The sequence below is a fragment of the Spirosoma liriopis genome, assembly GCF_023196085.1.
Taxonomy (GTDB): Bacteria; Bacteroidota; Bacteroidia; order Cytophagales; family Spirosomataceae; genus Spirosoma; species Spirosoma oryzicola.
Genome location: NZ_JALPRF010000003.1, coordinates 155,711 through 168,923, shown reverse-complemented (window position 1 = coordinate 168,923; position 13,213 = coordinate 155,711). Strand labels below are relative to the sequence as shown.

Sequence of the window (13,213 nt, the reverse complement as noted above, 5' to 3'; positions counted from 1 at the left end):
AGCCGCCCATGCGCCAACTTGTTCAGGAACGCACCTATTCCCTCACGCTGACCATCGTGCTGATTGGCCTTGGCGCAGCCCTGGTATTTCCACAGACCTTCCCAACATTCGGCAACTGGAGCCAGCTGCTTCTGAACCTCAGCATCGACACGATCGTGGCCGTGGGGATGATGTTACTCCTGATTGCGGGTGTTTTTGACTTATCGGTTGGGTCCGTCGTCGCCTTTTCGGGGGGCATTGCTGCTTACGCAATGATGGTGTATGGCATTCCCGTTCCTGTCGCCGTAATCTTAACCTTGATCGGTGCCGGACTTATTGGCGCAGTCAACGGCTATCTCATTGCCTACCAGGGCATCAATCCCATGATTCAGACCCTGGCGATGATGGGCATTGTACGTGGAGGTGCCCTGCTCATCAGCGGCTCCGGTATTCAGAACCTTCCCTACTGGTTCAACGCCCTCAGTCAATCGAGGCTGCTGGGTATTCAGATGCCCGTCTGGTACATGCTCCTGATTGTCGGTACGTTCGCTTTTCTGATGAATAAGACCGTGTTTTTTCGGCGCTACTACTACATCGGGGGCAACGAGCAAGCCGCTGACTTATCGGGCATTCGGGTCAAACGCATGAAACTGTGGGGATTTGTACTGACCTCCGTTCTGGCCGGTGTTGCGGGTATGTTGTTAGCATCCCGGCTTGGCACAGCCCTGCCGACGGCGGGCCGGGGGTTGGAGTTACGCGTTATCACCGCCGTAATCCTGGGCGGAGCCAGTTTGTCGGGAGGGCACGGTAAAATTATCGGCGCGCTGCTCGGGGCTATGTTTATGGGACTGGTCAGTAACGTCATGGTGCTGGCCCGAGTGTCCGGTTACTGGCAGGATATTATTCTGGGACTCATCTTGATAGCCGCTGTCTGGAGCGATAAAGCCCTGCAAAAACGGGGAGCCTTAGCATGAAAAAACTACTGCTACTTAGCCTGTTAAGCCTTGCCGCCTGCGAGCTACCACCCCGTCAGGCATCGACGACAACGGCACTGAATACCGTCTCAGACTCTACCGCTCTGGGCGCGGATGAAGAATACGTGATGGTAACGACCGCCGTTACGATGCCGATGTACATTAACCACGATCAGGCCGCCTTCAAACGATGGGGTGCGAAACATGGGGTAAACGTTTCGGTGCTCGGCCCCGCCGAGTGGGATGTCCCCGCTCAGATTAATATCATTGAAGAAGTCATCGGAACCCGACCTTCCGGCTTGCTTATTAACGGCACCGACCCCGCCATTGGCCCCGTTATCGACAAAGCCGTTGCTGCGGGTATTCCAACGGTCGTATATGATTCCGACATTCCAAATTCGAAGCGTCACGCGTTTCTCGGCACGGACTGGTATGAAATTGGGCAGATGCAGGGTCGCGAAATGGTACGACTGCTCGGCGGCAAAGGAAAGATTGCGTACCTGGGTATTTTCGGTTTGAACAGCATGGAAACCGGCTTCCGGGGTTTGCTCGATGTCATCAAAGACTATCCGGGGATTGAGGTTGTCGGCAAATTCGATGACAGATCCAACGTCGAAGAAGCCGCCCGCATCACGTCTAACCTGCTCAGTGCCCACCCCGACTTGGCCGGTTTGTGTGGTTTCGATTCCAACTCCGGCCCCGGTATCGGACTGGCTGTGAAAGAAGCGGGTCGGGTTGGTAAAGTAAAAGTCACGACCGTCGATTGGGAGCCGGAACACCTACAACTCGTCCGGGAAGGCGTCATTCAGATGCTGGCCGGGCAAAAACGCGAACTTTTCACCTGGTACGGCGCGCAGTTTCTGTACGATATGGTTCACCAGACCAACCGCCTGTCGGCCCACGATGCCCAGGCCGGCATTACCAATGTACCTACCTCTGTAAACACAGGGCTACTGCGAATTACCCAGGCCAACGTCAACGAGTTTATTCATCGCTAGTCTTAATGACCAGTTACTAGAAGCGCAACGTACAACCCACGTAACGCGGACTTCCAGTCCGCACGACCGACCCGTCATTCATCGAACTCTCTAATACACTGCTCAGCAAAGAACTTCTTTCAACGGTTTGCCAATCTGTTGATGGCTGATCCACTCAGCGAATCAGAGCGGATTTACCCGCTCTTTGGTGCTAGCGACTTACTTCTTTGATTCACAGGGCAGCAATTTCTCCCATTTCGCCCGTGAACTGCTTTTGCTTTACCCGATTCTGCTATATTGGCTTTTCAAACCAATTGGCTCATACCAATCGCTCGAAGCATCCTCATTCGCTGACCCCTAAAAAAGCCAAAACAACCAAGTCGTTCGTATGCAAACACATCTAACTAGCTCAAGTGCGTCGGTAGAACCCGCCGTTGCCCAACCCGCCCCCGTCAAACGGCTACTCTCTCTGGACACCTTACGCGGCTTCGACATGTTCTGGATCATGGGTGGCGAAGAAGTCTTTCATGCGCTCGCGAAAACGACCGGCTGGGCATGGGCCGTGCTGCTGGCCGACCAGTTTACGCATCCGGACTGGAACGGCTTTCGCGCCTACGATCTGATCTTTCCCCTCTTTCTATTTATGGCGGGCGTTTCGACGCCTTTTTCCATCGGGTCGCGTCTGGACAGAGGGGCCGACAAAGCAGAGATCGCCCGGAAGGTGATCAGCCGGGGGCTTATTCTGGTCGTGCTGGGCATCATTTACAACAACGGCTTATTCACCAAAGCCATTCACGACATGCGTTTCCCGAGCGTATTGGGACGCATTGGCCTGGCGGGCATGTTTGCCCAACTGATTTATTTGTACGCTCGGCCCCGGATGCAGTACATCTGGTTTGTGGGTATTCTGCTTGGCTACTGGGCAGCGATGAAACTAATTCCCGTACCGGGTTGCGGAGCGGGTGTGTTGACGATGGAATGTAATCTGGCTAGCTACATCGACCGTCTGTTGGTACCAGGTCACTTGTACAAAACCATCCATGACCCGGAGGGGCTGTTTTCAACCATTCCGGCTATCGGCAACGCCCTGCTGGGAATTTTTGCCGGTAATTACCTACGTACACAGTACAAGTCCGGCCCAAAGAAAGCGCTACAGTTGCTCGGTGCGGGCCTATCGCTTGTTGCACTCGGCTGGCTCTGGAACTTTGTTTTTCCCATCAACAAAAATCTGTGGACAAGTTCGTTCGTGCTGGTTACCGGCGGTTTGAGTTTGTCGCTCCTGGCTTTGTTTTACTGGGTGATCGACGTGAAAGGTATCAAAGGCTGGACGTTTTTCTTTACCATAATCGGCATGAACTCCATCCTGATTTATCTGGCCGTTGAATTTATTGATTTCGGCTACGCAGCCCAGTTCTTTTTTGGTGGGCTTCTGAAGCTGTCTCATTCCGAGGCCGTTCGGGAAGTGGGTGGTGTAATCGCCCTTCTAGCCGCGAAATGGGCTTTTCTGTACTTCCTTTACAAGAAAAAAACATTTTTACGCGTCTAACATTTTCGCTTTGTTGCACAGAAAGGCTGCCTATATAGGCAGCCTTTCTGCTTTTAGAACGGCAAAACTACCGTTGATTCTTAACACAAAAGCGTCTTCGTCGGTGGCAGAAAACTGCAAACGGTACTGGTTTTCCTCGTAGCGCTATCTTCCGGTCTTCTCTTCGGGATACGGCAAATGGCCTCATTTTTGCCAGGAAATAGGTATGCGCCATGCGCTTCGGGTACCATCATAACCGCCACGTTCCTGCTGCCTACGAGTGAAAACGATTGTTGCCATCCTGCTGTCTGGGTTACTCCTGCTCCATACGCTAGCGGTTACTTTCGTATGGAATGTGTATCAGTGGCAACAGGAAAAGACGCTTGCTCACGACTTAACCATGTATCGCTCAACCGATAGTCTGGTTGAATTTAACGTAGCGTTACCAAACTCACCAGACCAGACGTCCAGGCCCGCTATAACCGACAGAGGCTTTTCGTACCGGTCCGCTTATTACGAGCCAATCCGGCTGGAAGTCCATGATAAGGCTTTGGTATTGCTTTGCCTAGAAACTAAGAACGCTCGCTTCGGTGATCCAGATCTGCTTTCCTTTCTGGAAGATTATCTTACCGATTGGGATTACGCTACCCATAAAACGCGAAAACTGATCAAGCTGATAATCAGCGAATATTCGCCACCGGAGCGACAATCGCTCCGGGTTCTTTGCTACGAGTGGAGCCAACAGCCCGACTTTGACGATGTCAGAATAGTCGTCCCGCAGTCCTCTTCGTCTATCCACGCTCCTCCGCCAAACAACGGGCTGCTTCTTAGCTAACCTGAACTTCGTTTACCATCCGAATCCGACAATTATTCGTTGTCGGGCTTGGCTGTCATTTTCCTTTCTCAAGGTAGTCGCCCACCGCGTTGACGGATAAATAGACTGACTAGTCCATGTCCGTCCGAATCAGACTATAGGCTACCAAACTTGCGCTACAAGCATGAAATACATTATTTATCAGGCATCCTGCTGGGTGTCTACGGCTCTACTGTTTCTTCTGGCCAGTTGCCACCCTCAGGTTGATGCTCTGCAAAAAGGCCCTTTGGATGACAAATTAGAAGCTTTGCTAAAGCAAACGTCCAATAACATCGGGAATGACTTCTTTCGGTTACCGGAGTCTACGGAGTATGATCAGATCCCGCAAGATCCCCGCAACCCGCTTAGCGATGCGAAAGTCAACCTGGGTAAACTTTTGTTTCATGAGACGGCGCTAGGCCGCAAACCCGTTAGACTTATTGGCTTTGGTACGTATTCCTGTTCCAGTTGTCACAACGCAAAAGCCGGGTTTCAGGCTTGCTTACCACAGGGCATGGGCGAAGGCGGAGAAGGATTTGGTGTCGATGGTAAAGGTCGTCGACGAAACGCCCGCTACGAACCCGACGAAATAGATGCCTTGCCCCTGCGCCCTCCCACAACACTGAATGTCGCTTTTCAGACCAATATGCTCTGGGCCGGACGATTGGGTGCTACCCATGCCAACGTGGGTACCGAAACGTTCTGGGCGGTAGGCACACCGATGGAGAAAAACAAACTAGGGTTTCAGGGTGTAGAAACCGAGTCCATTGCGGCACAGGATGTACACCGACTCGATATGCGGGCGTCGGCTTTTCAGGGAAATCATACGTACCGGCAGCTTTTTCAGCTGGCTTTCAAGGATAACTGGACCAACGATTACCAGACAAAAATCAATGCGGGGCTAGCGATAGCCGCTTATACCCGAACGGCATTAACCAACAAAGCTCCTTTTCAGCTATGGCTCCGGGGCAATGTACAGGCGATGACGGACGAGCAGAAGCAAGGAGCCATTTTGTTTTTTGGAAAAGCGGGCTGCGTGCGTTGCCACACGGGTCCTGCCTTAAACTCGATGCGCTTTTACTCGCTCGGAATGAATAGTTTGCGCAACGGCACGCTGGGCGAGTTTCACATTGTGAAGGCTGATCCCAGCCTGAGTGACCACAAGGGTCGTGGCGGCTTTACGGGAAAAGTTGCCGATATGTACAAGTTTAAAGTCCCGCAGCTTTATAATTTGAAAGACTCGCCCTTTTACGGGCATGGGGGTTCGTTTACCAGTCTGGAAGCGATTGTAGACTATCTGAACAAGGCTATTCCCGAAAATAAGGAGGTACCGGTTGCCCAACTGGCTACTGAGTTTAAGCCGCTCAATCTGACGGCTAGCGAACAAACGTATTTGGTGACGTTTTTGCGGGATGGCCTGCGCGACCCCGATCTGCGTCGCTATGCGCCAAGCTCGCTACCGTCAGGACAATGTTTTCCTAACAATGATCAGGCCAGTCGTCAGGATTTAGGCTTCTAACACGAGGTCAATCCGATCCGTGCCGCACTGGCATACTGCGTTTGTTTGACATAGATCGGATTGATAAAACCATCCCATACTCTCTCGCTTTTCCGTTATTTCAGTATTCGGCGATATTTATTCCCCAGAGCGCTATATTATGATTTAGGTAGTAAAAACCCGTACCTGATAAGGGGCAAGCGAGAGGTTTGCGCTGTTGGCATTGAACGGAAACGTAGGCAGTGTACCCTTCGCTGGCGGCCCAACCTCTTTTATCTGACTTGTATTCGTCCACGGCCAGGGAAGCCAGAATTGCGCAAAGTTGTGCGGTCCGCAGTTGGCAACGACAACGACCTGTCCTTCGCTGCCCACTGGTCGGCCATTGGTTCGGCAGTAGGCAAAAAACCGCGTACTATCATTCTGATCAATCGCTGGATGGAAATAGAAAAACTCAATTTCGTTCCGTTGTAGTGCCGGATGTGACGTACGCAGGTAGATAAGCGCACGAACCGCATTCCAGAGGTCGCTATGACCCGGCTGATTTCGACGCTGCCAGTCTACCGGATCGGACATTTTTAAGCGATAATCGGTTTGATCCAGATCGTGAATGTCGCCAAATTCTTCGCCCGCCAGAAACATCGGTATACCAACCGACGTCATCAGGATAGCAAAGCCACTGCGCACACGCTCCAGGGCTTCGGCATGCGTTGCGATGATTGCCTCCGACTGCCCGGCAATGGTATCGACAATCGTTCGAATGGTATCAACCGAACCGTCTCCCAGTTGTTTCTGGCGAAGCAACTGCCCGAATAGGTAATTCATAAACCGGGCTTCTTCCGGCTTCTCAACATCGTGCGAGGTAATGTAATTTACGTTCTGAGAAAGGTCTGCGAAGCCACCCACAAAAGACTGACTCAGCCCGTTCCAGGTTTTTCGACCCGATATAAACGCGACAATTCGTTCGCGCCGGGACGGCTGCCCCCAGCGGGTCTGAATGCCATTACTCATCAACTGCCGAATGTCGTCCCGGTACGAAAAATTCCACATGCTATCGACCACTTTGCGCCCGGACGGATTGCCCGGCTTGTCATAAACAATGTCCGAACGACGCCAGGAATCTTCGGCGATCACCAGGAAGGGCCGGTGGGGAAACAGTTGTTTAGAACGAACCGTGGCGCGCTCACGGAAGGTTTGGATAAAGTCCCAGTTGTCGATACTCTGAAATTCGTCCAGCCGAAAGCCGTCGATGTGGTACTCTTCGATCCAGAACTGCGCCATCTGGTAATGAAACTCACGGGCCGGATAGTCGCCGTTGAAGCGTTTTCGGTACCGAAACATCCGCGCTCCCCAATCCTGCCCTCGTCCCGGCTCTTCGCCCGGACTGTTCAGGAAAAACCAGTCGAAGGCCAGCTTTTCGAGCGGACATTCGCGGGCATGATTCATTACCACGTCGAGAAATACCCGAATACCCCGCTGATGGCACTGCTTGATAAACACTTTAAGATCGATGGGCGGCCCCATGTCAAAGTCAGTGGTAAAAAAGAAGCGCGTACCGTAACCCCAGTTCAACGTATCCGCCGAATCCTGAACTGGTAGTAGTTCGATGGTGTTGATTCCCAGATCCGCCAACTGGTCGAGGTGCGCGAAAATAGCCTGATCGAAGGTACCCAAGCCTACCTGACGGATCGATTCGGGTCCGCTGGACATCCAGCGCAACGGCATTTCGTAGATAACGATCTGGTTGTTGTCGGGCAGTTTAATGCCACTGGACAATTCATCTGCCCACGAGAACGGCCAGCGCCAGCGCACTCCGTCGCGGATGCGAAATAAGCCCCGATACCCACCAAACCGGACAATTTCTTCAGCGTACGGGTCGGGCACGGGCGAATCCGTTTTGTCGTCCAGGATGAATTCGTACTCGTAATCACCGTCGCTCAAGGCAAGCTCGGCCACATCAATCTGCCAGTAACCCGGCTGCGCGCTGAGCGGTTGAAGCGGGGTCGATGGCCACGAATCCGGATCGAACGAGTCGCGTTTGGTAAGTGGGGCGAACCGCATGGTTACGGTCGTTGCAAAAGGAGCTGGAATGGATAGTGTATTCATCAAGGGCAGTACGTTTTCAGGCTAAGTAGATCATCGAAAATACATTATGTCATTTTTGTCATGCTGACCGGCCCGCCGGAGCGGCAGGAAGCATGACAAAAACACCATTGTAGAATACTCTAAACTATTTCTGCTTTAGTACTTATTGGATCACAGACTAGAAGTGGCTCACCGGAGTACACGGGTCACGATATCCGTAAAGGTAGCCGTCTGATTTTGCCGGTCTTTGTCCGTCACGCCCTCGCGCAATTGCAAGCGGGTGTAAACGTGCAACTCCGAATCGACCATCTGGACATCAACCGGACTTCCGTCGGCCAGGGTTGTGCCCCGATACATCAGCACGGCGCTAACGGGGTCAGCAGCCGGATCTTTCTTTGATTTGTAGATTTTCAGCGTACAGTTGGCGGGTAGCGTTACTCCCTTTTCTAAATCGTTGCGGACAACGCCAAGCAGGTTTTGTAGCTGCTGTAGCGTTTCCTGCGGTCGAAAGTGATAGTACACCTTGTCTTCCGCTGCGGATTGATCGGTAGCGATATACCCAATCATGGGACCAACGACACCGATCAGCGACAACGACTTGTCAGACGGAATCACAATAGGATCGACCAGCAACAGGTTGCGCGGTGCCAGGCGATTGGCGAAATAACCGGAAGCGACTAGTTCCATCAACAACGCTCCGCTGGTGGAAGAACCCAACAGGCTGATGTTTTGGTATCCCGCCTTCACCAACTGTTCGTACTCCGTGGTTATAGCCGCCTGCCAGTCGTGCCAAGTCGATTTTTTGAAGTCGTCGTAACTGCGGCCGTGGCCGCCTAAAAGTACCCGCGACAGGTAAAAATCCGATCGTCCTGCCGACCAGCTTCGAAATTCGTCCCATTCAAACGTCGTAGCGGAGTAACCATGACAGGCGATGATAACCGGCCTACGGGCTTGTTCGGGTGTGGGATTGGGAATCGCTTTCGAAAGCAGATACTCCTCGGGTTTGTACAGGGAGGGGTCAAACAGGGTGCCGCCGTCCAACATTTCCTTGGTGATGGCTGGTTCCGACGAACAACTCAACCCAAAGACCAGCAGGACGAGTAAACTAATGGCTACTTTCATGTGTCTATTTTGTTTTTTTGAAGACGTTCCAGGTAATACTGGTCTGCACAAAGACCGGATAAAGCGTTCCGGGACCAGTCAGGCCGTTGCCGGTGATGGCATTGTACCCAACAGATCCGTTGATACGGAGCGGGAAGTTGGGACAATAGCAGAGGCCAAGTTCGGGGGAAGCCAGCAGCGACGAAGCTGGTAGATCGTTAAATAGATCACTGCCGTAATTGGCTTTAAAATACCCGACATTCGCCCGGACAAACGGCTGAATAAGCCAGCCCGGCTGGAAATAATACGACGCTGAAACCAGAAAGTTATCCTGTTTGATCGCGTTGTAGTTGAGGGCCGTACCCAACCGGGAGGTGACGTAGCTGACACCGACAGACAAACGCTGCGACACCAGTTTCGGGTGACTATATTGCACCGTTAAGCCGTTCTCGGTGTACAGGTTAATGCTTTTCTGAAGCCGGATACCAACATCCAGCCGCTGCCCAAACAAGGGAGCAACGAGCAACAGGGCCGCCACGGTAAAATACCACTTGATTGTATGCATAGACACGTTTTGATAACTATTGCAATTGGGATCGGGAGAAAGCAGATCAATCCATAAACTAACGTGAATAATGGATTTTACTCATTGACAATCAATCACTAATCATTTTGATGTCGCTTTTTTGTCATCCCGAGGTACGAGTGATGACAAAAAATACCCATTATTCACGTTAAGCTATTCATTTGGAGAAATCTACGGACGCGCTGTAGGTAATCCAGGCTTCGGCCCGGTCGCGATACAGATTGATAGACGACGGAAATTTAGTGAATGTGATGGGGTTCGCAACCTGAATGTACCGCACCGGCGCAATCAGAGTCGGCTGCCCACCCGACATGGCATAATTCAGTTGCAGCTTGAACGAAGCCCGAACGGGTCGGAGGCCCGATTTCGGTAGATTCGGACCCACATCCAACCGACGAACAACGGTCAACTCACCCGGCGAAATGGGCGAATCGACCGTCGATGTGCTAATGGTATAAAAACCCAGACCAGGAATCGGCACTTCTTTTTTAGGAAAAGCAGGGACATTGATACGTCGAAAATCCACCGCAACGGCATAGATAAAACTTTCGCCAGCAGTAGACGTAAAGCTGCTGTCGGCTTTGCTTTTAGGGAGTTTAACGCTTGTATTTCCGGGCGTAATTTTTCCAACCACGTTTCCATTTTTACCCATAAACCAGACGGTTTGTATGGCAAATTCGCAAGGGTACGGTCGGGGCTTCCCGTTGCTCATGGTACAGGGAACCGGCGCAACTAATACCTTTTCGGGCAACGACTTTGTAACCGTCGCTCCGGTCAGCAGAGAAAGCAGAATGATTATTTTTTCGAAATGAAACAACGAGCCGTTTATCATGATCCGGGTCTGGTTGGTACGGTGTGGACAATGGATTAGTTGACCTGAGTTTATTTCTTCACCACGGCCCTAGGCTGGAAATCAGGGTGGCCCGCCTGCCAGAGCGCAAAGGCGTACATATTGGCAAAGTTGCGAAAGGTGACGGCCTTGTCTTCCGTAAAATGACCATTGTCGTAATTAACCTGCATCAGCACGGGCTTTCCCGACGTACTGGCCGTTTGCAGGGCAGCAGCCAGTTTGCCCGGTTGCCAGGCAATCACGCGGGGGTCGTTCATACCGCCTATGCACAGTACCGCCGGGTATTTGGTGCCGTCTTTCACGTGCTGAAACGCATCCATTTCGTAGAGAGCCATGCACTCGACCGAGTCTTTGACGGTGCCAAACTCCGGCGCATTAACGGGACCGTTCGGCGAGTTTTCCATCCGTAAGGCGTTGGAACAGCTAACGTTACTGATGGCAGCCGCGAACAAATCAGGTCGTTCGGTAATGGCCCGACCAATGAGAATTCCGCCCGCGCTGGTTCCTTCGCCAATAAGCTTAGAGGCACTGGTATAGCCGTTTTTGATCAGGTATTCGCCACTGGCGATGAAATCTTTCCAGGTATTTGGCTTGGTCGTTTTGAAACCGGCCTGATACCACGCCTGCCCTTTTTCAGAGCCTCCTCGCGGGTGCGTCTCGGCCAGAATAACGCCCCGATTCAGCAGGGCCAGATTCCGTCGGCTGAAGTACGGCGTAGCCGAAGACCCATATGCACCGTAACCCGTCATAAAGCAAATGGTGTTTCCATCGCGTTTGAGGCCTTTTTTGTACACCAGTGAAAGCGGTACCCTAGTCCCATCGTGACTCGGTATTTCCAGTTCCTCAACGATTAGATCAGCCACGCCCGGATAATTCATGGGTACGTGAAACGGACTGACGATCAGTTGCTGGTTAGCCGGGTTATAGCCATACATCATACCCGGATTGTTCCAGGACGTTACGTAAACGATAATTTCGTTGCTGCGGGGCGCATCGTACGGTTCGACATACACGGTGCCTGTCATCTTGACCGGGACATCGGCCCACTGCTTGTTGCGCGCATCGTACTGCCGAACGGTTTCGTTGATCCCATCGCTTAGGATCACAAAGAGAAAATCCTTGGACGATACCACCCGGCTAATATTTTGTTTGCCTTCGGGAAGCAGTACCGTTGCCGACGATGGTTGGGGATTGCGCGCATCCGTTACCAGGACTTTTCCGTTCGGTGCCCCTTTGATGCTGTGCAGAAACAATTGATCCCCTATTTTGACGTAACTTCGGACACTATCAGACGGGGCCGCCAGCCGTTTCCAGGCAATGGCCGGTTTCGCTAAGTCAGCCGGGTCGGCAACCCACGCATCAACCCGTCGGTCCACGGAAGCCAGTTCCCCGTAGAGTTGCGTGTTATCACCAGACATCAACAGAATCGGGTACTGGTCGGGACGAATACCCATGTCGGGGTTCTTAACGCGCGAAAATAGGTCCGGGTCCGTTTTAGGATCGGTACCCAGTTGATGCATACGGGCTTTGGTATCGAGGTTACCTTTCGGATCTTTCGGGTCGTTTGAGTTCTGGGGTGTATAGAAAAACCCGCTATTGTCGGCCAGCCAATCGACCCAGCCGCCTTGTACCGCCGTGATGCTTTCGGGGCGGAACGTTCTGGTCGCTACGTCCATCGTTCGAACCGTTGACAGCTCAGCCCCGCCTTCCTGTAGGCCAATGACAACCTGCTTACCGTCTGAACTGGGTGCGAAATTCGTCACCGAGTACGTTTTGGTTTTATCAACCGCCGTCGGATCGAAGAGCAGCTTTTCGGTCCCCGTTTTCCCCTGCCGAACGTAGATTTTACCCACTTTTTCAGCCGGTAGCGTCTTGCGGTAGAAATAAAGATTGCCGCGTTTCTTGATTTCACCGTAGCGTACTGACACGAGTTTGTCGTATTCCACGAAAGTTTCGATCAGCTTATCCCGCCCCGGAATCTTGTCGAGTACCGCGTTGGTGTAAGCGCCCTGCGCCTTGAACCAGTCTTTCACGTCCGGGCTATTCATATCTTCAAGCCATCGGTAATTATCGACCACCGTCTTGCCGAAATAAACATCGGTTACGGGACGCTTGGGTGTGGCGGGTAAACTGGCGGTAGGTAAACTCTGCTGGGCAACTGCCGTAGACGTAACTAACGCTGTCAGCAGGAAAAGGTAGATGTGCCGTTTCATGAGGAGGGATTTTATGAACTGGGAACCGATGAATTGTACCCGCTCAGTATGCAGGTGTGAATAGAAAAGGATGGATTGGTTCGTACTCGTTTCTGAGTCGCGGATAAGTCATCAGTTGGTAACAGTGGGTGAACAAACGGTTCGATTTGTCCGTTTGCCCCGGCGTTAACAGCCTGCATAGCCCGTCGCTACCAGAACAGGCATCACGAGCGTATTGACCATCCGTGACACCCATCGAGCATTGTCTTGAACCGGGGAAAGTTACTGAATAAGACACTGGTAACCAGACGTGTTTTAGGCAACGGCTACCGAACCATCGCCTAAATCGGTTCACTCCGAAAACACTGCGGAGTTAGCAAGGGTTGACTGACTTCCAAACCCAAAAAGACCGTATCGCTAACTAGTATTGTCCGAGATGTTAGATTTGTCCCAATCCAGTTCTCAGCCTGGTGATTGGTGTCGGTTTCTTAAAACCGACACTTCGCGTCAACAATTTGTGTCGGTTTCTTAAAACCGACACCACTCACCAATCTAAGTCAGGATTAGTCAAGCTAGTTCGAAGATGAAAAGACCGT

At 52.1% G+C, this 13,213-nt stretch carries 10 protein-coding genes; 5 read left to right on the top strand and 5 right to left on the bottom strand.

What is annotated here, in order from left to right; translation table 11 throughout:
• The first annotated feature begins 8 nt into the window (after window positions 1-8).
• The 5 genes from M0L20_RS17515 to M0L20_RS17495 all read left to right on the top strand — a co-directional run bounded on the left by M0L20_RS17515 (window position 9) and on the right by M0L20_RS17495 (window position 5,827).
• Entirely contained in the window at window positions 9-953 is a 945-nt protein-coding gene (locus tag M0L20_RS17515; RefSeq protein WP_248478263.1) for an ABC transporter permease, read from the top strand.
• Entirely contained in the window at window positions 950-1,951 is a 1,002-nt protein-coding gene (locus M0L20_RS17510; RefSeq protein ID WP_232562234.1) for a substrate-binding domain-containing protein, read from the top strand. Before M0L20_RS17515 ends, M0L20_RS17510 begins: the two co-directional genes overlap by 4 nt.
• Before the next feature lie 367 nt (window positions 1,952-2,318).
• Window positions 2,319-3,476, top strand: coding sequence for an acyltransferase family protein (locus M0L20_RS17505; protein WP_232562233.1), 1,158 nt, complete (start codon window positions 2,319-2,321; stop codon window positions 3,474-3,476).
• A gap of 259 nt (window positions 3,477-3,735) precedes the next feature.
• A complete protein-coding gene (locus M0L20_RS17500) occupies window positions 3,736-4,290 on the top strand; it encodes a hypothetical protein (RefSeq protein WP_248478261.1) in 555 nt (184 codons plus the stop codon).
• Between the two features lie 163 nt (window positions 4,291-4,453).
• The gene (locus M0L20_RS17495) at window positions 4,454-5,827 is read left to right on the top strand and encodes a cytochrome-c peroxidase (RefSeq protein ID WP_248478259.1); all 1,374 of its coding nucleotides are present in this window, start codon (window positions 4,454-4,456) and stop codon (window positions 5,825-5,827) included.
• Between the two features lie 144 nt (window positions 5,828-5,971).
• On the opposite strand, the gene M0L20_RS17490 is transcribed toward M0L20_RS17495, so the two are convergent.
• From M0L20_RS17490 to M0L20_RS17470, 5 genes are all read right to left on the bottom strand, one after another.
• Window positions 5,972-7,909, bottom strand: coding sequence for an alpha-amylase family glycosyl hydrolase (locus M0L20_RS17490; RefSeq protein ID WP_248478258.1), 1,938 nt, complete (start codon window positions 7,907-7,909; stop codon window positions 5,972-5,974).
• 168 nt (window positions 7,910-8,077) lie between these two features.
• Window positions 8,078-9,010 carry an alpha/beta hydrolase gene (locus M0L20_RS17485; protein ID WP_248478257.1) on the bottom strand — a complete coding sequence of 311 codons (933 nt, stop codon included), beginning with the start codon at window positions 9,008-9,010 and terminating at the stop codon, window positions 8,078-8,080.
• A 4-nt stretch (window positions 9,011-9,014) separates the two neighbouring features.
• Window positions 9,015-9,554: a hypothetical protein gene (locus M0L20_RS17480; RefSeq protein ID WP_248478256.1), complete on the bottom strand. Its 540-nt coding sequence runs from the start codon at window positions 9,552-9,554 to the stop codon at window positions 9,015-9,017.
• 178 nt (window positions 9,555-9,732) lie between these two features.
• The gene (locus M0L20_RS17475) at window positions 9,733-10,407 is read right to left on the bottom strand and encodes a hypothetical protein (RefSeq protein WP_248478255.1); all 675 of its coding nucleotides are present in this window, start codon (window positions 10,405-10,407) and stop codon (window positions 9,733-9,735) included.
• Between the two features lie 50 nt (window positions 10,408-10,457).
• A complete protein-coding gene (locus M0L20_RS17470; RefSeq protein WP_248478254.1) occupies window positions 10,458-12,638 on the bottom strand; it encodes a prolyl oligopeptidase family serine peptidase in 2,181 nt (726 codons plus the stop codon).
• Window positions 12,639-13,213 lie beyond the last annotated feature (575 nt).

Coding starts and splice junctions, on each gene's coding strand:
- M0L20_RS17475 (WP_248478255.1), bottom strand. CDS start 10,407: ATGATAAACGGCTCGTTGTTTCATTTCGAAAAAATAATCATTCTGCTT.
- M0L20_RS17510 (WP_232562234.1), top strand. CDS start 950: ATGAAAAAACTACTGCTACTTAGCCTGTTAAGCCTTGCCGCCTGCGAG.
- M0L20_RS17480 (WP_248478256.1), bottom strand. CDS start 9,554: ATGCATACAATCAAGTGGTATTTTACCGTGGCGGCCCTGTTGCTCGTT.
- M0L20_RS17490 (WP_248478258.1), bottom strand. CDS start 7,909: ATGAATACACTATCCATTCCAGCTCCTTTTGCAACGACCGTAACCATG.
- M0L20_RS17505 (WP_232562233.1), top strand. CDS start 2,319: ATGCAAACACATCTAACTAGCTCAAGTGCGTCGGTAGAACCCGCCGTT.
- M0L20_RS17485 (WP_248478257.1), bottom strand. CDS start 9,010: ATGAAAGTAGCCATTAGTTTACTCGTCCTGCTGGTCTTTGGGTTGAGT.
- M0L20_RS17515 (WP_248478263.1), top strand. CDS start 9: ATGCGCCAACTTGTTCAGGAACGCACCTATTCCCTCACGCTGACCATC.
- M0L20_RS17470 (WP_248478254.1), bottom strand. CDS start 12,638: ATGAAACGGCACATCTACCTTTTCCTGCTGACAGCGTTAGTTACGTCT.
- M0L20_RS17495 (WP_248478259.1), top strand. CDS start 4,454: ATGAAATACATTATTTATCAGGCATCCTGCTGGGTGTCTACGGCTCTA.